The sequence below is a fragment of the Luxibacter massiliensis genome (assembly GCF_900604355.1).
Lineage (GTDB): Bacteria > Bacillota > Clostridia > Lachnospirales > Lachnospiraceae > Luxibacter > Luxibacter massiliensis.
The window spans coordinates 654,966-681,241 of record NZ_UWOE01000001.1 but is presented as its reverse complement, the minus strand read 5'-3'; the positions used below and the strand labels follow the sequence as shown (position 1 = coordinate 681,241).

Annotated in this window: 26 protein-coding genes and 1 tRNA gene; 5 read left to right on the top strand and 22 right to left on the bottom strand. The window is 45.0% G+C overall.

Features of this window, described 5'->3' with window-relative positions; translation table 11 throughout:
- Window positions 1-240 precede the first annotated feature (240 nt).
- The 11 genes from EFA47_RS03360 to argS form a co-directional block, all read right to left on the bottom strand.
- The gene (locus EFA47_RS03360) at window positions 241-945 is read right to left on the bottom strand and encodes an SIS domain-containing protein (protein ID WP_122642009.1); all 705 of its coding nucleotides are present in this window, start codon (window positions 943-945) and stop codon (window positions 241-243) included.
- A gap of 39 nt (window positions 946-984) precedes the next feature.
- Entirely contained in the window at window positions 985-1,797 is an 813-nt protein-coding gene (locus EFA47_RS03355; RefSeq protein ID WP_122642008.1) for a PTS system mannose/fructose/sorbose family transporter subunit IID, read from the bottom strand.
- The gene (locus EFA47_RS03350) at window positions 1,778-2,581 is read right to left on the bottom strand and encodes a PTS mannose/fructose/sorbose/N-acetylgalactosamine transporter subunit IIC (RefSeq protein ID WP_122642007.1); all 804 of its coding nucleotides are present in this window, start codon (window positions 2,579-2,581) and stop codon (window positions 1,778-1,780) included. The genes EFA47_RS03355 and EFA47_RS03350 overlap by 20 nt, the downstream gene beginning before the upstream one ends.
- Window positions 2,582-2,596: 15 nt before the next feature.
- The gene (locus EFA47_RS03345; RefSeq protein ID WP_122642006.1) at window positions 2,597-3,502 is read right to left on the bottom strand and encodes a PTS mannose/fructose/sorbose transporter subunit IIAB; all 906 of its coding nucleotides are present in this window, start codon (window positions 3,500-3,502) and stop codon (window positions 2,597-2,599) included.
- 13 nt (window positions 3,503-3,515) lie between these two features.
- Window positions 3,516-4,889, bottom strand: coding sequence for an alpha-L-fucosidase (locus tag EFA47_RS03340; RefSeq protein ID WP_235853199.1), 1,374 nt, complete (start codon window positions 4,887-4,889; stop codon window positions 3,516-3,518).
- 179 nt (window positions 4,890-5,068) lie between these two features.
- Complete coding sequence (locus EFA47_RS03335; protein ID WP_122642005.1) at window positions 5,069-6,307, bottom strand: MFS transporter; 1,239 nt, start codon at window positions 6,305-6,307, stop codon at window positions 5,069-5,071.
- A gap of 27 nt (window positions 6,308-6,334) precedes the next feature.
- Window positions 6,335-7,447: a Gfo/Idh/MocA family protein gene (locus EFA47_RS03330; protein ID WP_122642004.1), complete on the bottom strand. Its 1,113-nt coding sequence runs from the start codon at window positions 7,445-7,447 to the stop codon at window positions 6,335-6,337.
- 246 nt (window positions 7,448-7,693) lie between these two features.
- The gene (locus tag EFA47_RS03325) at window positions 7,694-8,551 is read right to left on the bottom strand and encodes an AraC family transcriptional regulator (RefSeq protein WP_122642003.1); all 858 of its coding nucleotides are present in this window, start codon (window positions 8,549-8,551) and stop codon (window positions 7,694-7,696) included.
- A gap of 76 nt (window positions 8,552-8,627) precedes the next feature.
- On the bottom strand, window positions 8,628-9,560 hold the full coding sequence (locus EFA47_RS03320) for a CPBP family intramembrane glutamic endopeptidase (protein ID WP_122642002.1): 933 nt from the start codon (window positions 9,558-9,560) through the stop codon (window positions 8,628-8,630).
- A complete protein-coding gene (locus EFA47_RS03315; RefSeq protein ID WP_122642001.1) occupies window positions 9,553-10,725 on the bottom strand; it encodes an alanyl-tRNA editing protein in 1,173 nt (390 codons plus the stop codon). Before EFA47_RS03315 ends, EFA47_RS03320 begins: the two co-directional genes overlap by 8 nt.
- Before the next feature lie 7 nt (window positions 10,726-10,732).
- Complete coding sequence (gene argS / locus EFA47_RS03310) at window positions 10,733-12,499, bottom strand: arginine--tRNA ligase (protein ID WP_122642000.1); 1,767 nt, start codon at window positions 12,497-12,499, stop codon at window positions 10,733-10,735.
- A 210-nt stretch (window positions 12,500-12,709) separates the two neighbouring features.
- On the opposite strand from argS, the gene EFA47_RS03305 reads away from it, so the two are divergent.
- The 4 genes from EFA47_RS03305 to EFA47_RS03290 all read left to right on the top strand — a co-directional run bounded on the left by EFA47_RS03305 (window position 12,710) and on the right by EFA47_RS03290 (window position 15,577).
- Complete coding sequence (locus EFA47_RS03305) at window positions 12,710-13,624, top strand: deoxyribonuclease IV (protein ID WP_122644391.1); 915 nt, start codon at window positions 12,710-12,712, stop codon at window positions 13,622-13,624.
- Window positions 13,625-13,711: 87 nt separating this feature from the next.
- Window positions 13,712-14,125, top strand: a complete 414-nt coding sequence (locus EFA47_RS03300; RefSeq protein ID WP_122641999.1) for a GntR family transcriptional regulator — start codon at window positions 13,712-13,714, stop codon at window positions 14,123-14,125.
- Window positions 14,082-14,780 carry an ABC transporter ATP-binding protein gene (locus EFA47_RS03295; protein WP_122641998.1) on the top strand — a complete coding sequence of 233 codons (699 nt, stop codon included), beginning with the start codon at window positions 14,082-14,084 and terminating at the stop codon, window positions 14,778-14,780. The genes EFA47_RS03300 and EFA47_RS03295 overlap by 44 nt, the downstream gene beginning before the upstream one ends.
- Entirely contained in the window at window positions 14,774-15,577 is an 804-nt protein-coding gene (locus EFA47_RS03290) for a hypothetical protein (RefSeq protein ID WP_122641997.1), read from the top strand. The genes EFA47_RS03295 and EFA47_RS03290 overlap by 7 nt, the downstream gene beginning before the upstream one ends.
- Window positions 15,578-15,602: 25 nt before the next feature.
- Here EFA47_RS03290 and EFA47_RS03285 read toward each other — a convergent pair whose 3' ends face one another.
- The 10 genes from EFA47_RS03285 to speB all read right to left on the bottom strand — a co-directional run bounded on the left by EFA47_RS03285 (window position 15,603) and on the right by speB (window position 23,837).
- A complete protein-coding gene (locus EFA47_RS03285; RefSeq protein ID WP_122641996.1) occupies window positions 15,603-15,935 on the bottom strand; it encodes a branched-chain amino acid transporter permease in 333 nt (110 codons plus the stop codon).
- Window positions 15,926-16,630, bottom strand: coding sequence for an AzlC family ABC transporter permease (locus tag EFA47_RS03280; RefSeq protein ID WP_122641995.1), 705 nt, complete (start codon window positions 16,628-16,630; stop codon window positions 15,926-15,928). The genes EFA47_RS03285 and EFA47_RS03280 overlap by 10 nt, the downstream gene beginning before the upstream one ends.
- A 67-nt stretch (window positions 16,631-16,697) precedes the next feature.
- Window positions 16,698-16,769: transfer RNA gene (locus EFA47_RS03275), tRNA-Arg, on the bottom strand.
- Window positions 16,770-17,017: 248 nt separating this feature from the next.
- Window positions 17,018-17,941, bottom strand: coding sequence for a DUF5688 family protein (locus EFA47_RS03270; protein WP_122641994.1), 924 nt, complete (start codon window positions 17,939-17,941; stop codon window positions 17,018-17,020).
- Window positions 17,942-18,183: 242 nt separating this feature from the next.
- Window positions 18,184-18,741, bottom strand: coding sequence for an elongation factor P (efp, locus tag EFA47_RS03265; RefSeq protein ID WP_122641993.1), 558 nt, complete (start codon window positions 18,739-18,741; stop codon window positions 18,184-18,186).
- An 81-nt stretch (window positions 18,742-18,822) separates the two neighbouring features.
- Window positions 18,823-19,335: a YqeG family HAD IIIA-type phosphatase gene (locus tag EFA47_RS03260; RefSeq protein ID WP_122641992.1), complete on the bottom strand. Its 513-nt coding sequence runs from the start codon at window positions 19,333-19,335 to the stop codon at window positions 18,823-18,825.
- Window positions 19,335-20,120 (bottom strand): shikimate kinase, encoded by a 786-nt coding sequence (locus EFA47_RS03255; RefSeq protein ID WP_122644390.1) that lies wholly within the window; start codon window positions 20,118-20,120, stop codon window positions 19,335-19,337. The genes EFA47_RS03260 and EFA47_RS03255 overlap by 1 nt, the downstream gene beginning before the upstream one ends.
- A gap of 213 nt (window positions 20,121-20,333) precedes the next feature.
- Window positions 20,334-21,008 carry a peptidoglycan recognition protein family protein gene (locus EFA47_RS03250; protein WP_122641991.1) on the bottom strand — a complete coding sequence of 225 codons (675 nt, stop codon included), beginning with the start codon at window positions 21,006-21,008 and terminating at the stop codon, window positions 20,334-20,336.
- A gap of 294 nt (window positions 21,009-21,302) precedes the next feature.
- Complete coding sequence (locus tag EFA47_RS03245; protein ID WP_164689910.1) at window positions 21,303-22,709, bottom strand: YfcC family protein; 1,407 nt, start codon at window positions 22,707-22,709, stop codon at window positions 21,303-21,305.
- Window positions 22,710-22,901: 192 nt separating this feature from the next.
- Window positions 22,902-23,837, bottom strand: a complete 936-nt coding sequence (gene speB / locus EFA47_RS03240; RefSeq protein ID WP_122641989.1) for an agmatinase — start codon at window positions 23,835-23,837, stop codon at window positions 22,902-22,904.
- A gap of 137 nt (window positions 23,838-23,974) precedes the next feature.
- On the opposite strand from speB, the gene EFA47_RS03235 reads away from it, so the two are divergent.
- Window positions 23,975-24,430 carry an Lrp/AsnC family transcriptional regulator gene (locus EFA47_RS03235; protein ID WP_122641988.1) on the top strand — a complete coding sequence of 152 codons (456 nt, stop codon included), beginning with the start codon at window positions 23,975-23,977 and terminating at the stop codon, window positions 24,428-24,430.
- A 297-nt stretch (window positions 24,431-24,727) separates the two neighbouring features.
- Here the strand turns inward: EFA47_RS03235 and guaB are convergent, their stop codons facing one another.
- On the bottom strand, window positions 24,728-26,182 hold the full coding sequence (gene guaB / locus EFA47_RS03230; protein ID WP_122641987.1) for an IMP dehydrogenase: 1,455 nt from the start codon (window positions 26,180-26,182) through the stop codon (window positions 24,728-24,730).
- Window positions 26,183-26,276 lie beyond the last annotated feature (94 nt).

Below are 26,276 nucleotides of genomic sequence, written 5' to 3'. Positions count from 1 at the left end.
ATAGCCTGCCCTTACTAGCGCCTAGCGATACATCCTTTTGCAGCATGATACAGAGTTACCCTTATCATACAAGGCCTCCTCAACTGGGGCAACCCTAAAAATGAGGAAAAAGAGGGTGCTGCAAAATCATTTTCTCCTGGCAGGCGTATGCCAGATTTGGGAGTTTAAAAGCCTGCAGCTCCCAAATCCAGTATCCTGCTTTGAAGAAATAAGTATTTCACAACACCCTTCCCTCTTCATTTAGATATGCCAAATCCTATCCCCATATTTTTGCTCCAGGATATTATTGAACTCTCTTCCACCGTCAATATTTGCACTTTTATATACCGGCGGTTCGTACCCTTTTTCCACCATATCCTTCACAGCCTCATAAATTGTCTGCTGTAAAAGCAGGCAGGTGCTGAAAGAAGAAGTCCCGCATACACGTGTATCCAGCCCCTCTATCTCAAGGGCAGCGTCCCCAAACATTGACTGGTTATCCAGGACAACATCTGCAAACTCATAGAGCAATTTTCCTGAGGAATGCCTGGACGTAGAATTTTTGGATACTTCCAGGGCCGTCACAACAATCAGCTTGTTTCCCTTTTTCTTAATATAATCAGCCATTTCTATGGACATAGGGTTTCTCCCTGAATTTGAGATCAATATAATGATGTCATTAGGCTGAATATCTACTGTACGCATCAGAATGGGGGCATTGCCTTCCACACTCTCATACATTCCCTCTGCCTTGTCCTTAATCACCTTGCTTGGAATCAGCCCTCCGGCCCTTCCGCACACCTCGATGGCCCCTGCATAGGAATGGCCGCTGCCAAATGCCTGCAAAATACCGCCGTTCCTAATGGACTCAGAGATTAAACCTGCCGCTTCATGGATATGCTCTCCCTGGGTCTCCTCCAATTTCTCCATTATCTCTTTTGCCTTATCAAAAAATTCTAATCCCATATGCCCTCCTTTATCAGTATCACATTTTTATCCTGAATATTATCCTAAAAATCCTATTGCGTAGAAGATAATGGATGCTGCCATAATAATCAAAACTGCTTTTGTGGATGTCATTTTCTTCTTACCTAACAACAGGTAGATTCCAACAACTACAAGGACAGGCACCAGGCTTGGCATAATCTGATCCAAGATTTCCTGACCTTTCAAAGTTACGTCACCGGATTTGAAATTAGCAGCTATATTCGCCTTAACAACTGTAGGGATCAAGGCGCCCACAACTGTAATACCAAGCAGTGTTGCTGCATGGGTCAGCGCATCCAGTTTATCCTTAGCGGATGTGACCAGCTTCGTACCTTCTTTATAGCCGATTCCAGTTGAAAGATAACGGAGCAGCAAAACTGCAAGGTTTACTATCAGCCAGATAATCACTCCAGTTACATTTCCATTCTGCCCCATATAAGCAGCAATAGATCCAAAAATTGTAGGAAGCAGTACACCAAAAATTGTGTCGCCCACACCAGCAAAGGGGCCCATCAAACCTGTCTTGATACCATTGACAGCTTCCTTTACATCCTTACCGCCAGATTCTTCCGTCGCAATATCGATTCCAAGAATCAATCCGCCCATATGAGGTGTAGTGTTAAAGAACTGCATATGGTTTTTCATCATTTCTTTTAAATCGTCTGACTTCTTATATAATTTCCTCAAGATCGGGAGCATGGCATACAGGTAGCCAATGCCCATCATTTTCTCATAATTCCAGGTAATCTGAGATGCCATGATCCATCTCTTGCTGACTCTCTTAATGTCCTGTTGTGTAATCTTTTCCTGATTAGTCTTCAAATTCTCCATCTAACAATCCCTCCTGAACTGCTTCTGTATTTACCACAGCTACTTTCTGATTTTTCTCCAGATATTGCTTAAATGCTAAAACTGCCATTGCCGCGCCTAAAATTGCCACGCCTACCATAGGGACGCTCAAGTATGCGGCTGCAAAGAATCCGATTAACAGATAAGATATATAACTTTTGACCGGAAGATATCTAAGCAGGATAGCAATACCCACTGCCGGGAGAAGTCCGCCTGCCACTGTCAGGCCGCCCATCAGCCAGTCCGGCATATATTCCACAATAATATTGACAAGATTTTGTCCGAAAATCAGCATCAGGAATACCGGAAGCGCCCTGGAAAGTCCCCAGGAAAGAGAACCCAGCCATGTATTTCTGGCAATCCCTTTAAAATCCATTCTCTCTACTGCAGCTTCCACTCTTTTCGCAAAGAATACATTACAGAATCTTGCCAGGACATCCAGCTGGACCATCAAAAGTCCTACCGGGACAGCCAAGCCGATACCAAAATCCATTCCTTTTCCAGAAGCCACTGCAAATGCTGTACCAATGATAGACCCTGTCATATAATCTGGCATAGAAGATCCGCCGTATGTGCCGACCCCCAGGATCATAAGCTGCAATGTTGCTCCAACAGCCAGGCCCATTTTCATGTCTCCCATGATAATCCCGGCAATCGTCCCAATAAATACAGGATGGTTTACCAGTACTGATGTAGATAAGTTTTCACAAATTGCAAAGAATGCCAATGCTGTCAATGCAATAATTTGCCACATTTGAATTTCCATTCCCTTGTTCCTCCTTTATGCATTTATATAAGATGCAAATCTTTTCTTTTCATCATTAGGCACCATCTGTGCGAAAACGGTGACTCCCTTTTTCTCAGCAGACAGGAGTGTCTGTATTTCCTCATCTGTGCAGTACACCGACTTTTTCACTTGCTTTCTGCCGTCTTTCAGTCCCATGTTGCCTATATTTACTTCTTTTACCTTCACGCCGTAATCTAAAAGTCTTACGATCGAATCGGGGCTGTTTACAATCAAAAAGACTCTCTGTCCCGCATAAATGCCTTCATTCAGTCTTTTTGCAGCATTTTCCACTGTCAGGACGCTTAGTTTGAGCCCTGCCGGCACCGCAGCCTTCAAAGCATCTTTTGCGATTTCGTCCTTGACAATCTCATCTCCAACCACCATAATTCTGGTTGCCCCAAGAGTACGTGTCCAGTAGGTGGCCACCTGCCCATGGATCAGACGTTCATCCAGCCTAAAGTTCACGATTCCGTTGTTTTCTACTGGTTCTGAGGATACAGCCTTTTTTTCTTCCTTTGCTTTTGCTGCATCTGTCTTTATGCCCTCTCCAATAATTGTTTCCTTTGCCTGTTCCATGGCGCTGGCCAGAGTATCTCCCGTATTCAGCGCAATCAGCATACCTAAGCAAAGGCCCGATACAAGGGCAATATTTTTATTTTCATGAATCACTGGCGCAGCGGCGTTGTAAGGAGTCCCTCCTGGTACGTCTGTGATGATTGCCTGGCATTCACCGGCGCCATGTTCCTCCAAGATTTTTTTGTAAGCCTGCTCTACAGATTCCTTTGTCATGTCCTCTGTAAAGGTGACAACATAAAACTGCGGCGCATCTCCTGTAATCATTTCACAGCTCTTTTTACAAGCCTTTGCATATTCTCCATGTGAAGCAAGGATATAATACATACTTCTTCCTCCTCTAGTCCTTTAAAATAAATTCAATCACGGGGACAAGTACATTCGGCCTTTGGACAGGCAATGTGACAAGCAGGGCATTGTCATCGAACTTATCCTTGATATGAATCTCCGTCACCTCTGCATTCAGGTCTTTATGGGATTTTCTCTTGCCTGAAAGTCCCTCATCCTGAATATATTTAATTTCAGAACTGTCATTCAGCAGTCGTGCATACTCTACCTTTCCTCCCAGCTTTTCAATCAAGAGCGTGCGGTATGGCCAGGAAAAGAGGTGGAGATAAAGGCGGTTCCCATTCTGTGTAAATCTTGCGTCAGCAGGCGCCTCATATTCACTCGGGCCACAGTTATAAATTGCCTTTGAATGCAGCCTCATCCATCTGCTGACCTGCCCCAGTACATCTTCTGTCCTTTCATCCCACTCTCCCCGGGCATTGGGCCCGATATTCAAAAGCAGGTTGCCTCCTTTGGACACCGTATCTATCAATAGTTTTGTCACCATCTCTGGTGATTTCCAGTCCAGGTTATCACGGTCATACCCCCAGCTTCCATTGAGAGTCTGGCATGCCTCCCAGACAAGCTGCTTCTTGCCGCTTTCCATCCTCGCATTTCTTTGGTACTGTTCCGGGGTCCCGACCCCTCTGCCAAGGTCAAGGCGGTCGTTCAGGATAATATCTGGCTGCAGGGAAAGAATCATCTTTTCGAGCTCTTCAGATCCCCAGTCTTGTCTGCCTTTTCCTACGGAATCTCCCCAGTCTCTGTTCGCATAGGAAAAATCAAACCACAGATAGTCTATTTTGCCATAACCAGTCAGAAGCTCTCTCACCTGTCCATGCATAAACTTCCTGTACTCCTCCATATTGCCCGGATGGTTCTCAATATATTCTTTATTATTTCTCTCAGGATGGTATCCATCTACCAGAAAATCCGGGTGATACCAGTCGATCAGCGAAAAATAAAGTCCGACTTTCAGCCCTTCTGCCCTGAAAGCCTCCGCATACTCAGCTATCAGGTCCCTTTTAAATGCTGTATTTGTAATCTTATAATCGCTGAGCTGTGTATCCCACAAAGCAAACCCCTCATGATGCTTTGCTGTAAGTACGGCATATTTAAACCCTGCCTCCTTTGCCTTTCTGGCCCAGGCTTTCGCGTCAAACAGATCCGGATTAAAATGGTCAAAATATTTCTTATACCCTTCCCTGCCTATTTGTTCCAGTGTCATTACCCACTCATGTCTGGCCGCTGCCGAAAACAGTCCGAAATGTATAAACAATCCATATCTATCCTGAATGAACCATTCGGGACTGCCGTAGCCTTCCGGCCATTCGTAGTTCATGTCCATCTGCCATGTCTCCCTTCCTGAAAAATCATCATATATCATATTTCGTCTCCTATTATAAACAGATTCATTTTCACACGTATAAAATTTCGCATTTTGGAAACTTCTTTATGCAATCTGCATTTTTTTATTATAAAAATTTTATGCAATTTTAACAGAAATTTATCAGGGCATGCTTGAAAATCACATTTTCAAACACGCCCTGATATGAGTCATGTTATCTATTTTACAGATTTTATAGGGACGATGCACAGCGCTGACGCCGCTACCACAATTACCCCAAATACAAAGATAGAAGCATAATTCTGCCCTGTCAGGTTCAGCAATGCAACTGCGATGAGAGGACAGAGCGCCTGAGGTGTATTCTGCGCGATAGTCAGCACCCCCAAATCTTTCCCTGCATTTTCCCCGCTGTTTGGGAGTACTTCTATAAGAAGCGCATAATCTACGGCAATATAGGTTCCGTACCCTAATCCCATAAACCCGGCATAAAGCAGCATACCCGTTACGCTTGGGATTAACAGGGGCATAACAAGGGCGCAGGCCATAATAGCCGCTGCAAATATCACAAACCGTTTCCTTTTCTTAAAATAATCGGACAGCCAGCCGGAGCAAAGACTGGAAATCAGCAGGCCCACCATCATCACTGCCGACACCCTCCCGATAACATGGTTGGATTCTGCATTGCTCAGTCCTATATAATTCCTCAAAATATAAAGCTGGTACGCAACTGCACCCTGATACCCGATATTCATTAAAAACCTTGCAAAAAATGCCCAGCCAAAATCAGGGTATTCTTTTGGATTCACCCAAAAACCTTTTATAAATTCCTTCAGATTGAAGGGTTCCATCTCCATATCCTTAGACGATGGTTCTGGGTTCGTAAGGCAAAATAGGATGCAGGCTATGGCAATGGCGGCTGCAAAGGCCAGATATCCCATGCCAAGCCGTCCTGCCAGATACCCCGCGATGACTATCCCAAGGGAACCCGCCGCCGTCTGTGCAGCACCTGTAACTCCAGATACTCCCCCTCTTTCTTCCTCCGCAAACCGGTCCGCAATGGTAGTGACCAAAGGCCCGTTCATGGCATTGAGGGAGACAGCCGCCAGGATCCAGAAAACCGTCAGTCCTGCAATCGTAGTCTGAAAAGACATTAGATACAGTCCTGCCGCACCCAGCACGGCTCCCCCCACGATCCATGGGGTCCTCCTTCCAAACCTGCATCTTGTACGGTCAGACAATGCACCTACGATAGGCTGTATAAACATGGCGAACAACATTTCCACTGTCATGACCACCGCCAGATTAGAGGCAGCCCTCTGGGCATCAATGTTAGCCACCTGATTTGGTATAAAAACTGAAATTACCGCGTTATATAGGGCAAATAAGACTGAGAGATTCAACGCAAGGGAAATCATAAGTTTCCAGTTACGTTGTACTTTTACACTACTTTTTACCATATCTTGCCTTCTCCTCCTTTTACAGATTTAAGAAAGCTGGATATTTCTTTTACTCAGAATATCCTGGACTTTTACGACCTGGTTCGTCCTCAGGGACTCTGCCATTGCTTCTACCACAGCCATTGTATGTACACCTTCGCGGATATCCGGAGTCGGAGTCTCCCCTTGGTTCAGGCAGCGTGCAAAATATTCCAGATAATTCTGATACTCTCCTGCATGGTGTGTCTCTCCCTCAAACCGGAAGTAATAGCCATGCTTATCCTGGAAGGTTTTATGTTCCATCCCCTCATGTGAAGAGTGGTCAGGTCCGGCAGATTCTGCGTTGAAGTTGGTATCATATTTCAGCCTGGGATAACCCGCCTGGGATATTCCCTTTGTCCCTCTGATTGTACAGGAAATTGTCTGCTGGACATCTGTATCCAAAGCCGGGGTTGTATAACCGCCTTCCACCACAGCCGAAAGTCCCTGGCCGTTCTTAAGGATAAATGCCAGCATATCTGGCACATTGACTCCGTACTCTTTTGTATTCTCTGTTGTCCTGCCTACCCCGTATACCTCAGTTACATCCCCCAGATACCAAATGGCCAGGTCAATAGAATGCACCATGCACTGATACAGCCATGTAAAATCAGGATTCCTGCACCAATCCCTTGTAAACATCCATCTGTGGTCGCCTATATAATGAGTCTCGATCATAGCAATCTCACCATGTTTCCCTGCCTCATAATCAGCTCTTTGGTGGAGCATTGGCTCAAAATAGCGGGAGCTCTGCCCTACAAACACTTTTTTCCCACTTTTTTTCTGGGCCTCCAGCAAATCAATTGCCGGATCCAGGCTGTCCAGAAGTGGTTTTGTACAGATAACATGCTTTCCCGCCTCAAGGGCCATAATAATGTGCTTTGCATGAAGCTGATCCGGGGTATAGATCCCAATCACATCAATCTCCGGATCTTTCAGCATCTCTTCATAATCTAATGTATATTTATCAAAATGAAATTCTTCACATCTTTGTTTACATAATTCTTCATTTAAATCACATATGTTCCCCAGCCTCCACATATCACTTGTAAGCGCTGCAGACATAATGCTCCTTCCCTCTCCAAGACCAAGTACTCCCAGTGTAAAAATATGATTATCCATTTCCAATGACCTCCTGTATCATCCCGTATTTTCTACCTGCATCCTGGGCGCCCCGCCGGCCTCACCGCCCATGTGCTATACGAAAATACTAACACAGCACTGCCGCCATAACTGCCATAATCATTTTTAAAACTGATACTATTTTATGATTTTTGTACATTTTAGTATTTTTACTGCAAAAATCACCGAAAAATTCATATATACTGCACTAGAGGTGACTTGTTATTTCATTGGTACGACTGCTTTCTATGAAAACAACTTCTTTTTCCGGTATTCCCTGGGAGTCATGCCAGTCTCTTTTAAAAACTGCCGGTTAAAATAAGATAGATTATTAAACCCAGAAGCAAAAGCAATCTCCGACACAGATAGGTCAGAAGATGTAAGAAGCAGCGTGCAGTTATCAATACGTATCTGCTGGATATAATTAAAAGGCCGCATTTTCATTACTTCCCGAAACACGGCCTCGAAATGCGGAATACTGAGCATGGTCCTGGCTGCCAGGACATCCAATGTAATATTTTCTTTAAAATTGTTATGGATATACTCTACAGCAGGCCGGATTTTTTCATAATCCTTCCTGAAAGTTATCTTTCCTGCCTCTAACCCTTCTTCCTGCTCATAATATCTGCATACTCCCACCAGAAACTGTGTTATCTGGGCCTTAATCATGGTCTCCCAGCCTTTATCCTGGGTCTGGTACTCCCTGAGCATACCGTAATAGCATAACAGCAGGCCCTGCCTCTCCTCCTCCCTCAGCCTGACCACATGAGAAAAAGCAGAGCTTCTTTTAAAAAATGGGGCCAGAAATTCCTGCTCATTGGCATGCCCCAGTAAAAGCCTGGCATCAAATACTGTGACAAGGCTCACATAGCCTTTATCAGGTATAATGATATGCCGCTCCAGGTTATTGATAACCACAAAATCACCCTGTTCCACTTCATATTCCTGTTCTTCTATCAGAAACAGGCCGCTCCCAGATTCCACATAATTTAATTCCAGGCAATCATGGCTGTGCACTACCGTCTGATGCTGGGCCCTGAATATCCTTATAGGAATTTGCTGATGAAGCGCTATCTCCTCATGGATTGAATCTTTCGTATGCATAGGCCTACTCCTTATATTTAATAGCAGCCAGCAGAAAATCCCCCTTCTGCCGGCTGCCGTCTGTATAACTCATGGACTACCGGAACATGTCCGGTGATATATTGCTCTCCTCAGAGGGGCCCCCTCCGTCTGGCTTTTCATTAATTTTTTGGATCAGCACAAACATAGCCGAACCTGCAAATGCACATATAACTGTCACGATGCCCATCCTCAGGGGTTCATCAGACAACCATGTAAGCGCCCCGGTGTCTGTCAGTATCAAAGAGATCATATTTACCACAATGTGCAGCACAACCGGCGCTTTAAATGAACCAAATTTCTCATACGTATACCCTAAAAACACACCTAAAACAAATGTATAGATAAATTGTACCATATTCCCATGAGAAATACTAAACAACAGCGCCGCAAGCAAGGCTGCCTTCATGGGACTATTCTGCTCTCTGAACCGCCTGAACAGTATCCCTCTGAACATAAGCTCCTCCGTCACCGGAATAATCACCCCCAGGCAGATATACTGTACGGGCAGGGATGCTGAATAAAAAATCTCAGATACTTCCTGATAGGCACTGCTGGCAAAAGCCAGGTTAGTCATAATAGATAGACAGTTCATCCCCGTACATAATGCCGCCCCCAGAACCACAATCTGAACATACCTCCATGTATCAGCCTTTTTATTCTGTGGGATCTGAAATGATTTCTCTCTTTTTCTGTCCATGAGAAACAAGGTGAGTGTCAGCGGGATGGTACATATTGCCGCTGCTGTCAGGATCTCTACCTGGTACTGCTGAAGTATTGTATACACCTTTTCGGCATTCTGCATGGCTAATTCCATGATTTCATCCTGAGTTAAAGTGCCCGTAATCTTGTTTTCTGCCACGATCTCCCCTATATGGGGGATAATTACAATAATCTCAGCAAAGAACCTTATGACAAACTCTATGCCCCAGTATAGAAGAAGAGGCCCGCAAAGGCGCCAGAACTGCTTCGAATTCGGATTTTTATACATTTAGTATCTCCTTTCCTTTCTTTTGCATCCACGCCCTCATTTCATCCTTACTGCCTTGTGCAGATCCCTGTACCATCTCTGGCTTTCCGCCCCCACGTCCGCCAAACTGCCCATGAAACTCTCGGGCAAGAGGGCGCATATCCACGGTCCTGCTCCCCATTACGTAACGGAAACTTTCAACCCCTGTTTTCTGGAACACAACACAGGCTGCCCTTCCATTTTCTAAAATCAGGTTCATCAGGATCCTTGGCCCATCCCCCTCCAGTTCTTCTTCAAAAAGGCATACAAACTGCTCTGTCTTTGGGATCTCTTGTGCTTTGTACTTAAGCAATATTTTCTGCATCTGTGCAAGCCTGGCCTTCTGCCGTGTATGTTCTTCTTTCAAATGCACCACTGCATCAGCAACCCGGTTCTCCCTGGCACACAATAAAGAGGATATCTGCCTTGTCTGTTCTTCCTTCGTCCTATAATCTGCCAGGGCCCGGTATCCGCAAAGCATCGTTACCCTGGCTCCTCCCTTATACCGCTGGACGTTAGTAAGCTTAATCATCCCTATCTCACCGGTTCTCTTTACATGGGGCGCACAGCAGGCGCACACATCATACCCCGGTATGGTGACGATCCTCACCTGGCCCTCTATCTCGATTTTACTTCTGTATTCCAAGCCAGCCAGCTCACTTTCTGCAGGATAACTTACCAGAACCTCGAGATTGCTGACTGCCGCTTCATTCGCAGCCTGCTCAATCTCCATAAGTACCTCCCGTGTAATCTCCCCGTCAAAATCCATGGTACAGTCCCCGCTGCCCAGATGGAAGCCTACATTATTATATCCCAGCCGTGCATGGACCAGACCCGAGACAATATGCTCCCCTGTATGCTGCTGCATTTTCATAAAACGTGTTCCCCAGTCAATACGCCCTTCTACCTCCGCCCCCACAGGGAGGGGCCCATCTGTCAGATGATAAATAAGGCCACCCCTTTCCCTTGCATCTGACACCAGTACATCCCCGAGCCTCCCTGTATCTGCATACTGTCCCCCGCCCTCGGGAAAAAAGGCGGTTCTGTCAAGAACCACCTCATACCTGTCATCTCTTGGACGGCATAATTCAACTACTGCCGTAAATTCTTTTAAATGGCTATCCACATAGAACAATTTCTCCGTCATATTCTGCCTACATCCTTTCCGGTGCATCGAACCCAAGCAGGCCGATACAAATCTCCAGAATCCTCAAAATCATCTTAAGCAGCGCAATATATCCCTCTCGGCGCGTTTTATCCTCCTCAGCCAGAATTTTTGTCTCATGGTAGAATCTATTAAAAGCATTGGAAAGGTCAAATAAATAAGCACAAATTTTGTGGGGGGCCGTCTCCATATATGCGGTATTGATTACATCATTAAATTTGGCCGTCTCCAGCATTACTGTCTTTTCATATTCACTGCAAGGCGGCTGAACGGCCACTCCCTCAAACTCTCCGCCGTTTTCCTGATATTTATTCAGGATTGATTTAATACGCACCATTGTATATAAAATATAGGGGCCGGTGTTCCCTTCAAATGAAGTAAATCTGTCCACATCAAATATATAATCTTTAGATGCCTGATTCGATAAATCCCCATACTTAATTGCGGCCAAGCCTACTATTTGAGACGTATCCTCAGCTTCTTCCTGGGAAACAGTACGGTTCTCTGTAATCTTCTTATACATCTCCCCGTTAATCTCACTGATCAGCTTCTCCAGCCGCATCACACCGCCATCCCGGGTTTTAAAAGGTTTGCCGTCCTTCCCGTTCATTGTCCCAAAACCTAAGAATTTCAATTCCACTTCCGGGCGCACAATCCCTGTCTTCCTTGCACAGCGGAACACTTGTACAAAGTGCAGCTCCTGGCGCTTATCTGCCAGATAGATGATCTCATCCGGTGAATACAGCTTTTCACGCTCTACGAGTGTTGCCAGGTCTGTCGTGTCATAGAGGGCTGCCCCGTCTGATTTCAGTATCATGCACGGAGGCACTTCCTTCTTGTCCCCTTCCTGGCGCACATCCACCACAAGTGCGCCATCATCGTAGTAAGCATACCCCTCCTTCTTAAGCATATCCACCATGCCGGGAATATACTCCTGTACATCTGCCTCACCTTTCCAGAGATCGAATTCCACCTTAAGTTTCTGATAATTCTTTTTTAAATCCTCCACAGAGATGCCCATAATATGTTTCCAGACCGCACGATAGCCAGGCCGGCCATTCTGCAGCTCAAAAGTCGCCTTAAGTGCTTCCTCACGGTATTTTTCATCCTCCTTCGCCCTGGCACTGGCGGCAGGATAGATTTCCTCCAGTTCTCCGATAGTAAACGGCGCTTCTTTCGGATACTCCCCTTCAAAAGACGCATCAAAATATGGGAGTCCCGGCTGACGGCTTTTAAGTTCAGTAATGATAAGCCCCATCTGGTATCCCCAGTCTCCCAGGTGGATATCCCCAATCACATGATTGCCTTTGAACCGTGCAATACGTTTCACGCTTTCCCCAATAATAGCGGAGCGGAGATGCCCCACATGAAGAGGTTTTGCTACATTCGGGCCGCCGTAATCCACTATGACTGTCCTGGGGTTTTCTTCCCGTTCCACCCCCATCATGCTATCTAAGGCCATATCACAAAGATACTGCGCCAAAAAGCTTTCTCTAGCCTTCAGGTTGATAAACCCCGGGTTTACCGCCTCTGTCATAGAAAAGCAGTTACATCCCTTCAGCTGCTCTGCCACCTCCCCTGCAATCACAGCGGGAGCTTTTTTATATGTCTTGGCAGCCGCCATGGCACCATTGCACTGATACTCACATAAATCCGGGCGGTTAGACAATGTCACCTTTCCAAACGCCTCCTCGTATCCGGCATTCTTAAATGCTTTTTCTACCTCTATTGTAATCAGTTCCAGCAATGTCTTCACTTTAATTCCACTCTCCGTTCTTTTTTTCTTTCATTTGGCTATTTTATCATGTATAATCAGTAAGAGCAAGTGATATTAAGGGAACAAAGGCTGAACATTCCCCATAATATTTGCCCTTACTGGCAGGTGGGAACTTTGTTATCTTATTTACCTATAAATGAAAGGAAATACCCTGATGTAAGTTTTTACATTTCAGGGCAGGTACTATGTATGAAGATTGGATCACACGTCGGAATGAGCGGTAAGGACATGCTGTTGGGTTCCGCAAAAGAAGCGGCCTCCTATGGAGCCAATACTTTTATGTTTTACACTGGCGCGCCTCAGAACACACGGCGCAAAGAGATCAGCGAACTAAATATTGGCCCTGCATGGGAATACATGAAAGAGCACGGCATTGATGAAATCATTGTCCATGCCCCATATATTATTAATCTTGGAAATGCCGTGAAGCCTGAAACTTTTGAACTGGCTGTAGAGTTCCTAGATAAGGAGATACAAAGGACCATAGCCTGCAAAAGCCACATCCTCGTGCTCCACCCCGGCGCCCATGTGGGAGAAGGCACTAAGAGGGGCACCCAGCAGATTATCCAGGGTTTAAATGAAGTTCTGCAAAGCGGCACTGACTGTCTGGTCGCACTGGAAACCATGGCCGGAAAAGGCTCTGAAATCGGACGCTCCTTCGAGGAGCTTGCCTGTATTTATGATGGGGTGACTCACAATGATAAGCTCCGGGTCTGCTTCGATACCTGCCATACAAGTGACAGCGGTTATGATATCATTCATCATTTTGATGATGTCATAGCCAAGTTTGACCGGCTGTTGGGCAAGGAACAGATTGCCCTTTTCCATATCAATGACAGTAAGAATGTGCCTGGTGCGGCCAAAGACAGGCATGCCAATATCGGCTTTGGCCATATTGGCTTTGACGCTCTCCATAATATCGTGCACCACAAAGATTTTGCAGATATACCCAAAATCCTTGAGACGCCGTATATACCATCCCCCACAAAGGAAAAGAAATCCTATGCTCCCTATAAATATGAAATTGAAATGCTGAGAAACGGATGCTTTGACCCCGGGATGCCCGACAGAATTATCAGGGACAATGAAAAGAACGTACTCTAAGTCTTGACATCTCTCTATGTCCATTGTATTATTGTACTATATAGATAATACAGTCAGGAATATAACATAGAAAAAGAGGTGACTGAGATGCCATGGGATTTAGAAAATGACCGTCCGATTTACCTTCAGCTGATGGAACGCATCCAGCATGATATCATCGCCGGGATTTATAAACCTGGAGACAAGCTGCCCTCGGTCCGTGATCTGGCGCTGAATGCTTCCGTAAATCCAAACACAATGCAAAAGGCCCTGTCTGAGCTGGAACGCAGTGGCCTTGTCTACTCACAAAGAACCAGTGGCCGTTTCATAACTGAGGATAAAACCATGCTGCAAAAGATGAGGCTGGAACTGGCCTCCCAGCATATACAGCAGTTTTTTGAAAAGATGAAGCAGCTAGGTTTTCAGGAGGAAGAGACTTTAGAATTAATCCGTGAAGTATTAAAGGGGGACAGTGTAAATGAAACCGATTCTGGAATGTCAGGGATTAACGAAAAAATATAATAACTTCTTTGCCCTCTCTAATCTCAGCCTAACTCTGGAGAGAGGCCAGATTGTGGGACTTTTGGGTCCCAATGGAAGTGGAAAGACCACTTTGATCAAACTCATCAACGGACTTATCACCCCCACTGCCGGCAATGTCATGGTAAACAGCATGGCTCCGGGAGTTGAGACAAAGAGCCGGGTATCCTATCTGCCGGAACGCAGCTATCTGAATGACCATATGCGGGTCAATGAAATATTGGGATATTTTACAGATTTTTATAATGACTTCAGCCTGGAGAGGGCAAAGACCATGCTCCTTGACCTGGACATAGACCCCGGCGCGCGCCTGCACACTCTTTCCAAAGGCACACGTGAGAAAGTACAACTTATCCTTGTCATGAGCCGGGATGCCGAACTTTATATACTGGATGAACCTATCGGGGGAGTGGATCCCGCGGCACGCGACTATATTCTCCAGACTATCCTGACTAACTACAGCGAAAACGCTACTATTTTGCTGTCCACTCATCTGATCACTGATATTGAAAATATTTTAGACCGGGTTTTATTCCTACAGAACGGACAGCTCACCCTCAACGCTTCTGTAGATGAAATCCGGACAGAGCGTGGGAAATCTGTAGATGCATTATTCAGGGAGGTATTCAAATGTTAGGAAAGCTCATCAAATATGATTTCAAATATGGCTGCCGCATTTTTGCCATACTGCACATTATGTTCCTGGGAGCCTGCCTTCTTGGCCGCCTGCTCTATCTGGACAAGATAGACTTCCAGGCCCCTGCCAATGTCCTGGTATCTACATTGTCCATATTCATCAGCGTATTTACCCTCCTGTTCAGCGCAGTCTCTTTTGGGGTAGCAGCGCTTCTGGCTGTCAGGTTCTATAAGAATCTTTTCACGGATGAAGGTTATCTCACATGGACCCTTCCGGCCACCCACGTACAGCAGCTCTGGGCCAAAATTATATCTGGTTCGGCCTGGTATATGCTGAATATCACTATTGCCGCTGCCGGTATCTTGATATTGCTGACTGGCCCCAATGTAAAAGAAGCTTATGCCATGGTGGCCCCGGAGGTCACAGATATGCTTGGGATGCCCTTAAGCACTGCTGCAGTATATCTCCTGGTTTTTTCACTGTTCAGTACCATAAGCAGCGTCATCATGATATATGCAAGTATTGCTATCGGCCAGCTTTTCCCAGGGCACAAGGTTCTCTGTTCCATCATTACGTATTTTATTTTATCCGCAATTATACAGATCATCCTTGTATTTGTGATGCTTGCCCTGAATCTTTTCCCTGGAGGGGAAATGTACGCCCCAAACAGCAGCCGTGCTGTGGGTGGCTATCTGTTTTCAACCTTCAAACTCAGTGGAATCGTGTTCTTTTTCAGCACAATCCTCCTCTACCTGGCCACACACTATATCACAGGCAGGAAGCTGAACCTGAACTGACATAGTTCCCTTCGGGAGGTTTCACCTAAAATACGGCCTGCACAAGAAACATATACAAAATTGTGCCGCCCCCAATACTCAAAAGATTGTTCCGCTTCCACAGATGAAGCAGGACCACCGCCAGCACTGCCGCCGCCTCAGGAATCCCATGAGGCGCTGAAACTATCGGGGTGTCCTTCAGGCAGTATATGACCAGCATGCCGATAACTGCAGGGGTCAGGACCCTGCCCAGATACTCTACTGTCTTGGGGACCGGCCTGCCCTTTGGGAATATCAGGAAGGGCAGAGCCCTGGTTGCAAATGTGGTCAAAGCCACTGCCAGTATGACCAGCAGAGAAGCAGCTGTATTTAGAGGCATGTCCCCACCTCCTTCTCCAGGCGTTTCCTGGATGCAAATAAGATCAGTATACTCAGTATCATCGTGGGGAACACAAAACTCCCGCTCCCGAATATCTGCAGGCATAAAAGAGCGGAACCTGCGCCAATGACAGCCGGCAGCCTGTTCTTCCTTTCCATCCACTGTTCTATAAATATAACTACAAACAGGGCAGTCATTGCAAATTCAATCCCCTCCGCATTAAAGGGAAGTACGCTTTTAAGTATTCCGCCTATGGCAGATCCAATTACCCAGTAGCTTTGGTCCAGCGCAGATATGGCAAACAAAAACTTCTCTTCTTCCACTTCTTTTGGCACCTTTGCCGTACAGAGAAGAGAATATGTCTCATCCGTCAGGCCAAAAATCATATACCATCTCTTTTTCCCTATCTTATTAAATCTTTCCAAAAGAGAAAGCCCATAGAATACATGGCGGATGTTCACCATCAATGTCATGAAAATAACCTGTAAAAAAGAAATTCCCGGCACAAAAAAATTCACCGCCAAATACTGCCCTGAACCTGCATAAACCAGCAGGCTCATCAGCACGGCCCACCAAGCTGAATACCCTTTCTCCGCATACATTACCCCGAATGCAATCCCAATGAACAGATATCCTGTCAATACCGGAATTGTATAAGGGAAAGCTTTTTTAAACGCTGTCCTATACCCTGACATACCTCACTAGTTCCTTTATCTCTTATTATCGCTGTGTAGAATCCCTGTCTCCAGGGCATAAAAAATACACGTCTGGGCGGAGTCGAACCGCCGCACATGCCTCCGGAGGGCATTGCTCTATCCACTGAGCTACAGACGTATAATCTCTGCAATCCTGTATTAGGGCAAAAGCCTTACCAGAATGCCTTATAATTTTAGCACTAATTTCTAAAAATGTAAAGAGGGAATTTTATTGCAAAAGGAGATTTGCAGGCCCCTTAATTTTCTCTGCATTAAAGGCCAGCGGTCCCGCCGGCGGACTGAGATTTTAAGCCTTTTAGCTGGTAATTAGGCCCGTCCAATGTCCACAGATGGCTGGAACAGTGGTCCGGGCCAATCCACCCTGCTTTATTGGATATCCCGGCCTATCTGAAACTGGCCCTTAGTCCTGCAGTAATAATACGCATGGCTGCTCAGCACATCCTCCGGCTCTACCTGTGTCTCATTAATCTCTGCTATCATTTCATCTAACTCAGCCTGCCCTATATCTATAGTCTCAGGCATTATAATCACTTCATGGACACTGCTGGGCAGTATATAAAAATCTTTTCCCAGAATCTCCCCTATCATCTCAAGCAAATATGGATATGCCAGGCAAGATGCACCGTAGCAGCGTATAGGGTTGGTGAGCACATACATGATATCCCCCTTTCCCTCCAACCCTTCTGTAAGAATATCCCCCCCATTCCCACTTGCACTATCCAGCATCTCCTCAATTGCATGGCGCATGGTGAAAAACTCAGCAGGCAGAAGAACGGGCATATTTCTAACGGCATCTTTAATGAGTTCCTCTTTCTCTATCCCCCACATTTGTAAATGACTGTTTGTAATCTGCATAACTGCAGTCCCACACTCATCTGCATCTACAAGAATACAAAATATAAGAGACAAATCCAGAATTTCCACACAAGGCACCTCCTTCAATACCTCTTTGTTCTTTCCACTGTGGACAAGCCGGAATATTACCTTCTCCTTGACGAAATCATACTCCTCAAATTGGCTGGGGTCCCACATTTTACCGCCCCTTGCAGTTTCATGAAAACGAAGGAGTTCCAGCATCAGCCCATCCAGAGATTCCCCTTGCTGGTGGCGTTTATAGGTATCCTCCAGGTAAATGGCCTGTGAGGCCATCATCCCCTGCTCCTCAAACATAATCCCCTGTTTTTTACTGCCATTATTTTTTGTGGCAGTATAAGTACATACCTTTATCCCCTCCTTAACTCTTTTATTTAATTCTTTTTCTAAAGTACACAAAAACTCCTGATATTCCATTAGTTTTCCTTTCTTTCATTGTGTACTCACCAAATAAATTGAGAATATTGACACGACCTGCGTCTAGATAGATATATTGATTTGAATCATATTATGTGACATGATTATATCTGAATATACAATCAAATGCAATCCCCCTGCATGCAAAGAATCGTTGCACTCTAACCCCGCCCAGTAAAAACAAAACAAGTCCCCGCCCGGCGCCTGGTTCCAGGGCCAAAACAGGGACTTCCCCTTTAATCCTAAACACGTGACAGATATTCACCTGTCCTTGTATCAATCTTCAGAACATCTCCCTGCTCCACAAACAATGGAACCATAACAGTAGCGCCAGTCTCCACTGTAGCAGGTTTTGTGGCTCCCTGGGCAGTATCACCCTTGAAACCTGGCTCTGTCTCTGTGATTGCCAGCTCCACGAACAAAGGCGGTTCAACAGAAAATACATTCCCTTTGTGGGAGCAAATTTTTACTGTCTCGTTTTCTTTCACAAATTTAAGCGCATCGCCTACCACATCTTCATTCAAGGCAATCTGGTCATAAGTCTCCACATCCATAAAGTTATAGAGATCGCCGTCCTGATATAAATACTGCATATCTTTTCTGTCAATGTGGGCTTTCGGGAATTTCTCAGTGGGCCTGAACGTCTTTTCAATGACCCCTCCATTTATAATATTCTTCAGCTTTGTCCTGACAAACGCTGCACCTTTACCTGGTTTTACATGCTGAAATTCCAATACTTGATAGATATTTCCCTCAATTTCAACAGTTATTCCATTCTTAAAATCACCTGCTGTAATCATTGTAATCCTCCTTCAAACGTGCATTTCTGCACTTCCCTGTTTTTACACTGCTTATAATTCTATAATAATTCCCAGCATTTTTCAACCTTTTTTAGAACCTCTTTTTTTCTTTTTATAAAAATACAGTACAATTTTCTCCAGATAACGCTTCAGCACAATCTGGATCTCCTCCTTGGGATGAATGGGCCTCACAAGTATATTTCTGATGCCAGTCCTTTTTGCCCCCCATACATCAGTAAATAGCTGATCCCCCACAAAAAGTGTATTCCCACAGTCTGTCCCCATAATCTCCATTGCCTTTTTGTAATTCTTTGTGGAAGGCTTATGGGCGTCAAAAATATAATTTGTCTGTATATCTCTGTTAAACATCTGAACCCGGGGTTCTTTATTATTTGACAGCAGGCAAGACTGAATCCCCAGGCTTTTAAGCCTGGCAAATAGCTTTATGGCCCGTGGGTCGGCAGGGGCGCCATGGGGAACAAGTGTATTATCAATATCAAAAATAACCCCCCTGACCCCCTCCTTATATAACTCTTCAAACGGAATGACATAGACAGACATCTTATAGTCATCCGGGAAAAACCTATCAAACATTATTCTCCCCCCAGCTCCATCAGCCTTGAAATCAATTCCTCGCAGACCTGCAGTATACTCTTATCATCTGTCTGGATCACAATATCTGCTGCCCCCTCGTATCTCTCCCGCCTCTTCTCCATCATACAGGCTATAGATTCCAGGCTGTTGTTATCCTTTAACAGAGGCCTGTCATCACTGCCCTTTACCCGCTCATATACAGTCTGCGGACTGGCAGTCAAAAGTACGACACAGCCATTTTTCTTCATATGGACAATGTTCTCTTCCCTGAGGGCAGCGCCCCCGCCGCAGGAAATAATTACATTCTTATGCATCTCCAACTCTTCCAGAAGCCTTGTCTCCTGCCCTCTGAAATATTCCTCTCCATATGTGGCAAAAATATCTGGGATGCTCATTCCTTCCCGCTCTGCTATCTCCTGATCCATATCTATCATTTTCATTGCGAGCATGGTGCTCATATATTCAGAAACACTTGACTTCCCAGCTCCCATAAACCCAATCAGTACTATGTTCCCTGAAAAGAGCTTCCTGGCCTGGATCCGCTTGCTGTTGCGCACAATGCGCTTGAACACATCATATATCTCTTCCTGATATTTATTCCCATGAAGCCTGCCTCCCAGCCTGCGCTCCTGCTTTTCTTCCTGCATTGGCTGGAGGATAGGCATTCCATACTCTTCTTTATATGCCATTATTTTTTCTATAACGGCGTAACGTTCTACCAAAGCATCAATAATCTTATCATCGCACAAAGCAAGCTGTTCCCGGTACATTTCTAAATCATTCATTATCTGTTTTCCACCTTTTGTATTCAAAATCATTCCCAGAAGCACACCGCCGCCCATATCCTCAGGCTGATGGCTTCCTCCCTAAAGAAATGCCCTTAGGGCCGTATGTTTTATTATAACAATTCTTATCCCTGATATCAACAGCCTATGCCTTTTCATATTACAGGTCTGGTTTTGTCTGTTCCTTAGAATTATTTCTGCACCAGTCCAATATTATTCCTTACTTTTTTGGAGCGCCGCCTTTACATCCCCCTTAAAAAGATTCCATGCCTGTTCATCCTCCACAAAATACTTTGGGCATATTTTACCTGTGACATCATAATGGCGGATAACGTCCTCCTCGTCCAGGCCAAATTTGGTGCAGAGCCAGGCAGTCAATTGTACTAAAGATTTATATGTATCCTCTGTAAACTTCCCGCTCTCGTCTGGATGGCATGTCTCAATGGACACTGTATCATTGTTTCTCTCATTGGACGCATACGCAATCTCCCAGGTGGGCACACATTGAATAATCTCCCCGTCTAACCCCACCACAAAATGGCTGCTCACAGAAGTCTCATGGCTGTCCTTCAGGCCTTCAAAATAATCTCTGTTATTCTGCGCTGTACTTCCAGGATTTGCTGTGTAGTGGACAACAATTCCGGTTATAGGATCTGACTCAATCCCAGGCCTGGAATATTCATTTACATCCAGCAGCTGGACATCAATTTCCGGTTTGGATGCATCCACTTTAATTCCTGTATTCTCTTTATTTCTATATCTATCTGCCACACATGAGTATATCCCCAGAACTACCGTCAAAATAACCAGTACAACAATACCGCCATAGATAAATGATTTCCTGTCTACCTGGATCTTTCTTTTTGTTGATTTACGCAATTTCTTCATCTGTACACCTTCACACACAATCTGATATTTATTTTATCATATTTGCCAGCCGGAAGGTTAAGGTTTTCATAATAATTTTATAAATTTTACGGCTTATCCCTATAACATACTTATTATTCCTCCACACCCCCCTGATATACTAACAGAGGTGCATCCATTAGCAGACAGATTCTAAAACAGCAGGCACTATTCATATTAGAAATAGTACCTGCTGTTCAATCTACATATTTGACCAAGTCTGCCACAACTCTTTTCCGATTCATCATGCCCTCTGCCCCATGACAAACAAGACTTCTAAAAGGGCCCTAAATGTATCATTACCCCTATACTTACAAATACGGCACACACACCCATAATAATCAGAAATAGAGGCCCGAAAAAGCGGAACCATTTTTTATAGGGAATGCCAGCTACCATTAAAATCGCAATCAGGGAGCCATTGGTGGGGTATATAAAATTAGAGAACCCATCTCCAAATTGGCTGGCAAGGCAGGCTACCTGGCGTGTCACATTTCCCATATCTGCAAGAGGTACGATAATAGGGATCGTTATGGCCGCCTGCCCGCTTCCTGAAGGAATTAAGAAATTTATGATTGTCTGCATGACCAGCAGCAGATTTGCCGTCACCAAAGAGGATTTTCCAACAACCAATTTTGAGAGAAAAGAAATAATTGTATCTATCACCATTGCCTCTTCCAGAATATACAAAATGGCCCGGGCAAACAGCATAACCATTGCCGCATAGAACAAATCCTTCATCCCCTCCCCCATCATATCGCAGATTTCATTAATGCCACTGCCATATGCCAGTCCTGTAGCGAACGTCATTGCCACAAAGCAGGCAGCCATCTGGGGGAAGTCAAACCCCATTTGCACAGTACCGTATAATAAAAATAGAAATACAGCCAGAAATGCCACTCCAGCGCGGATCAATGGGGGTGAAAACTTAACCTCTTCTTCCTGTATTGCCTCATATTTGCTATTCATTCCCTTTACGAGGCTTTTGGAGGGATCCTTTTTTATCCTCGATGCATACCGCATTAGATACAAATAACAGACCAGCAGGATTACCACAAAGCAAACTGCCCTGTATCCCAAGGCCGAATAAATAGGCAGTTCAGCCAGTTTATGGGCAATTGCCGTAAACAGAGGATTTGTCATTGCCGCCCCAAATCCAGCGCAGGCCGCCAGCATTACAATCCCGGCGCCAACCATAATATCATACCCCAAGGCCAGCACCAGAGGAATGACCATAGGTATAATCACGACACTAAGCTCCCACATGCTTGTGAAGGCTACCTGAGTGCCAATAGCAGCCATCAGTACAAATGCCACAAGATGAAAACTAGTATGCTTTAACTTATGTGCCAACGACTTAATTGCAGTTTCCAGCAGTCCGATTCTTTTAACCACCCCGAAAGCCCCTCCTGCAAAAAAGAGCATGGCCATCAGGCTGGCAGCATTGTTAAACCCTTGATAAAACGAGAGAAAAAAATCCGATACTCCCACATAATGCTTCTTTACATATTCAAAACTATCCGGGTTCACAATCGTCCGCCCGTCCGATGTAATCCTCTCATATGCGCCGCTGGGAATAATATTTGCTACAAGAGTCGCAATCACCAGAATAACCAATAAGGCAAAAAATGGATTCATCTGTGATTCTTCTTTTTGTTTATTTAACATTCGCCGTTTTACCATATATTTCCCTCCTCCATTCCTTTTGAAACGATACCTTGGAGGGTACCCATAATGTATGCCCCCGTGGGGCATGCTTTATAGGGTGCCCCTGTCAGTAGTTCAATCAGTATAACCTTGCCGGACATTAGACGTTCCACAAGTATTTGTATCTAAAGTCCGATCTTTTGATTTTGGATACTATGGCCAGATATACTACTTTTTATTTTTCATGATCTGCCCCATCAGGTTTAACATTGTCATCGCCGCAACTCTGCTGGTGATGCCGGCGGGATCGTACTGGGGCGCAACCTCTACTAAATCGAACCCTACAATCTCTCCCATTTGGCATATACCTGCGAGCATTTCCGCCACCTCATCATAATACAATCCTCCCGGGGACGGTGAGCCGACTCCTGGGGCAATAGATATATCATATCCATCAATATCTAATGAAATAAAATATTTATCTGCTTTGGGAATCTTTTTTAATACGTTCTGTGCCCCCTCCTTATGTACTTCACTGGCCGGTACCAAAATACTGCCGTATGCCCGGGCGTCCTCAAAGTCCGACCTCTTACTAGATCCCAGTCCTCTCAGTCCGATTTGTATCATCTTTCCAATGTGCTCCATCTCTGACAGCCTTCTCATAGGACTTCCATTCCCATAGTACTGAGGCCCTACGTGATCTGTCCAATCCAGATGTGCATCAAAGTGCACAATACAGATCTCACTGTCCAGGCATGCCAAAGCTCTCCCCACCGGAATCGTGATGGAGTGATCCCCTCCCATAATGGCAGGTATGGCGCCCTTTTGCAGAATCTTCCTGACCGAATCTTCTATATGGCTAAAAGAATATTCTATATCACCGTGGAGAATATCTGCATCCCCACAGTCCACAATACGGATCGGCGCTGCCAGAAGCTGTTCTTCATTCTCTGGGTCATAAAACCCCGCCTCCCCTCTCGCATAATGTGTAGAAACTTCCCTTATCCTCCTGGGGCCAAGCCGTGCCCCTGACAGAAATCCAACCCCAAGGTCATAAGGTACGCCCAGCACGGCAATATCTGCCTCCAACTGCTCCAGGTCAGTACAGATTGGGTATTTAGCAAATGAACAGATTCCAGTGATTGGCTGATTTAATTTTTCCATTTTTTGCCCTCCTTTTTTTAATTTAGTATACAATTTTACATTTTTATGGTATATAATTTAAAAAAGGAAAATCGTGAAAATCAGTACGGAAATAAAGAAAAAGAAGAACATTATATTTTTTAATAAAAGGAGATTTTATGGACAGAACAGATTTACATATTTTAAAAATACTCCAGCAAAATGCCAGGACTACTATTAAGCAAATTAGCAGGGAAGTCAATTTATCCCCGCCTTCCGTCACAGAACGGATACGCCGCCTGGAGGAGGCAGGTGTCCTGCTTGGTTATCATGCCCAAGTCAATCCGCTGAAATTATCGAAAAATTTGATTGTATTTATAGGGGTTGATGTTGTTCCAGAACGCTATGCCACTTTTACAGCCTTCTGCAAATCATCCCCCCTGATTCTGGCGCACCACAGAGTCATTGGTATACATAATGCCATGCTTCTTGCTGCACTGCATGACTCTTCCGAACTGGAAAAACTGATAGATAACCTAAAAAGGTATGGCACTACCAGCTCCTCTATTATTTTATCCACAGTTTTTGACAATAAACCTTTATCTGATATAACAGAAAACCAGCCTGATAATTAGGCTCCCTGTACAACGCTATAATTTTAGGATGAGCAATATAATCCCCCTTAGCCGCCGTAGGATCCGGCACGGAGCGCTCTTTTATTGCATAGGAAATTCTGTTGAATTTCCTATGCAGTCAAAGACCCCGATGCAAGCATACGGGGCATGAAACTGGCAGTAATGCAAGCATCGGGGTATTAGACCCTAGCGGCAGCCTCCAAATGGACATGTAAACATGTCCGCTTGGCCCGTTGAGCGCGGGAATAAAAAGCTCCGCAGTGTGCATACACACTGCGGAGCAAAGTTATATAGCCTTTATTCATCTACACTATAATTGGGGGCCTCTTTTGTAATATGTATATCATGGGGGTGGCTCTCCTTCAGAGATGCTGCCGAGATTTTTACGAACTGTCCTTTTTGTTTCAAATCCTCGATCGTAGGAGTCCCACAGTATCCCATGCCTGACCGTATTCCTCCCATAAGCTGGAACACAGTGTCTTCCACTGTTCCTTTATATGCCACACGGCCTTCCACTCCTTCCGGCACCAGTTTCTTTGCATCTGCCTGAAAATACCTGTCTTTGCTTCCGTTTTCCATTGCTGAAATGGAACCCATACCACGGTATACTTTATATTTTCTTCCTTGATATAATTCAAAGCTTCCTGGACTTTCATCACAGCCAGCAAAAATACTTCCCATCATACAAACATTGGCGCCGGCCGCAATGGCTTTTGTCATATCGCCAGAATATTTAATCCCGCCGTCTGCTATAACTGGAATCCCATATTCTTTCGCCACTTCATAACAATTTATAATAGCCGTAATCTGTGGGACGCCGATCCCGGCAACCACCCGGGTAGTACAGATGGATCCAGGCCCTATCCCCACTTTCACTGCATCCACGCCGGCCTCAATCAATGCTCTCGTGGCCTCCCCCGTGGCCACATTTCCTGCAATCACTTGGAGATCGGGGTATTTTTCCTTGACCATCCGTACAGTACGGAGCACATTGGCAGAATGGCCATGGGCAGAATCCATAACAATCACGTCCACCTTTGCCTCCACCAAAGCCGCCGCCCTTTCAAGGCAGTTAGCCGTGATTCCCACAGCCGCGCCACAGAGCAGCCTTCCCTGGCCATCCTTGGCAGACAGAGGATACTTTATCTGCTTTTCAATATCCTTAATTGTAATCAGTCCCTTTAGATTCCCTTCGTCATCTACAATGGGGAGCTTCTCTTTCCTGGCCTTGGCAAGGATTGTTTTAGCCTCATCCAGCGTGATCCCCTCTTTTGCTGTGATGAGTCCCTCTGAGGTCATAGATTCCTTTATTTTCTTAGAAAAATCTTCCTCAAACTTTAAATCACGGTTTGTAATAATCCCTACCAGTTTCTTTCCCTCTGTAATGGGCACGCCTGAAATACGGAACTTAGCCATTAAATTATTCGCGTCCTCCAGCGTGTGCTCTGGAGATAAATAAAACGGATCTGTGATTACCCCATTTTCAGATCTCTTCACTTTGTCCACTTCTTCAGCCTGCTGCCCGATTGGCATATTTTTATGAATAATACCGATCCCCCCCTGACGGGCCATGGCAATGGCCATACGGTGCTCCGTAACTGTATCCATCCCTGCACTCATCATTGGAATATTCAGTTTAATTTTTTTTGTAAGATTTGTTGACAAATCGACCTGATTTGGAATTACCTCAGAGTATGCCGGCACTAAAAGTACATCATCAAAGGTGATGCCATCCCCGATAACTTTTCCCATGGTTTTGGTTCCTCTCTTTCTCCAACTGTGAATTCAAATATTTTAATTGATATGGTACAAAACTCCGGCTGTATTGTCAAGTAATTACGCTGCA

Coding starts and splice junctions, on each gene's coding strand:
- EFA47_RS03360 (WP_122642009.1), bottom strand. CDS start 945: ATGGGATTAGAATTTTTTGATAAGGCAAAAGAGATAATGGAGAAATTG.
- EFA47_RS03355 (WP_122642008.1), bottom strand. CDS start 1,797: ATGGAGAATTTGAAGACTAATCAGGAAAAGATTACACAACAGGACATT.
- EFA47_RS03350 (WP_122642007.1), bottom strand. CDS start 2,581: ATGGAAATTCAAATGTGGCAAATTATTGCATTGACAGCATTGGCATTC.
- EFA47_RS03345 (WP_122642006.1), bottom strand. CDS start 3,502: ATGTATTATATCCTTGCTTCACATGGAGAATATGCAAAGGCTTGTAAA.
- EFA47_RS03340 (WP_235853199.1), bottom strand. CDS start 4,889: ATGATATATGATGATTTTTCAGGAAGGGAGACATGGCAGATGGACATG.
- EFA47_RS03335 (WP_122642005.1), bottom strand. CDS start 6,307: ATGGTAAAAAGTAGTGTAAAAGTACAACGTAACTGGAAACTTATGATT.
- EFA47_RS03330 (WP_122642004.1), bottom strand. CDS start 7,447: ATGGATAATCATATTTTTACACTGGGAGTACTTGGTCTTGGAGAGGGA.
- EFA47_RS03325 (WP_122642003.1), bottom strand. CDS start 8,551: ATGCATACGAAAGATTCAATCCATGAGGAGATAGCGCTTCATCAGCAA.
- EFA47_RS03320 (WP_122642002.1), bottom strand. CDS start 9,560: ATGTATAAAAATCCGAATTCGAAGCAGTTCTGGCGCCTTTGCGGGCCT.
- EFA47_RS03315 (WP_122642001.1), bottom strand. CDS start 10,725: ATGACGGAGAAATTGTTCTATGTGGATAGCCATTTAAAAGAATTTACG.
- EFA47_RS03305 (WP_122644391.1), top strand. CDS start 12,710: ATGAAGATTGGATCACACGTCGGAATGAGCGGTAAGGACATGCTGTTG.
- EFA47_RS03300 (WP_122641999.1), top strand. CDS start 13,712: ATGCCATGGGATTTAGAAAATGACCGTCCGATTTACCTTCAGCTGATG.
- EFA47_RS03295 (WP_122641998.1), top strand. CDS start 14,082: ATGAAACCGATTCTGGAATGTCAGGGATTAACGAAAAAATATAATAAC.
- EFA47_RS03290 (WP_122641997.1), top strand. CDS start 14,774: ATGTTAGGAAAGCTCATCAAATATGATTTCAAATATGGCTGCCGCATT.
- EFA47_RS03285 (WP_122641996.1), bottom strand. CDS start 15,935: ATGCCTCTAAATACAGCTGCTTCTCTGCTGGTCATACTGGCAGTGGCT.
- EFA47_RS03280 (WP_122641995.1), bottom strand. CDS start 16,630: ATGTCAGGGTATAGGACAGCGTTTAAAAAAGCTTTCCCTTATACAATT.
- EFA47_RS03270 (WP_122641994.1), bottom strand. CDS start 17,941: ATGGAATATCAGGAGTTTTTGTGTACTTTAGAAAAAGAATTAAATAAA.
- efp (WP_122641993.1), bottom strand. CDS start 18,741: ATGATTACAGCAGGTGATTTTAAGAATGGAATAACTGTTGAAATTGAG.
- EFA47_RS03260 (WP_122641992.1), bottom strand. CDS start 19,335: ATGTTTGATAGGTTTTTCCCGGATGACTATAAGATGTCTGTCTATGTC.
- EFA47_RS03255 (WP_122644390.1), bottom strand. CDS start 20,120: ATGAATGATTTAGAAATGTACCGGGAACAGCTTGCTTTGTGCGATGAT.
- EFA47_RS03250 (WP_122641991.1), bottom strand. CDS start 21,008: ATGAAGAAATTGCGTAAATCAACAAAAAGAAAGATCCAGGTAGACAGG.
- EFA47_RS03245 (WP_164689910.1), bottom strand. CDS start 22,709: ATGGTAAAACGGCGAATGTTAAATAAACAAAAAGAAGAATCACAGATG.
- speB (WP_122641989.1), bottom strand. CDS start 23,837: ATGGAAAAATTAAATCAGCCAATCACTGGAATCTGTTCATTTGCTAAA.
- EFA47_RS03235 (WP_122641988.1), top strand. CDS start 23,975: ATGGACAGAACAGATTTACATATTTTAAAAATACTCCAGCAAAATGCC.
- guaB (WP_122641987.1), bottom strand. CDS start 26,182: ATGGGAAAAGTTATCGGGGATGGCATCACCTTTGATGATGTACTTTTA.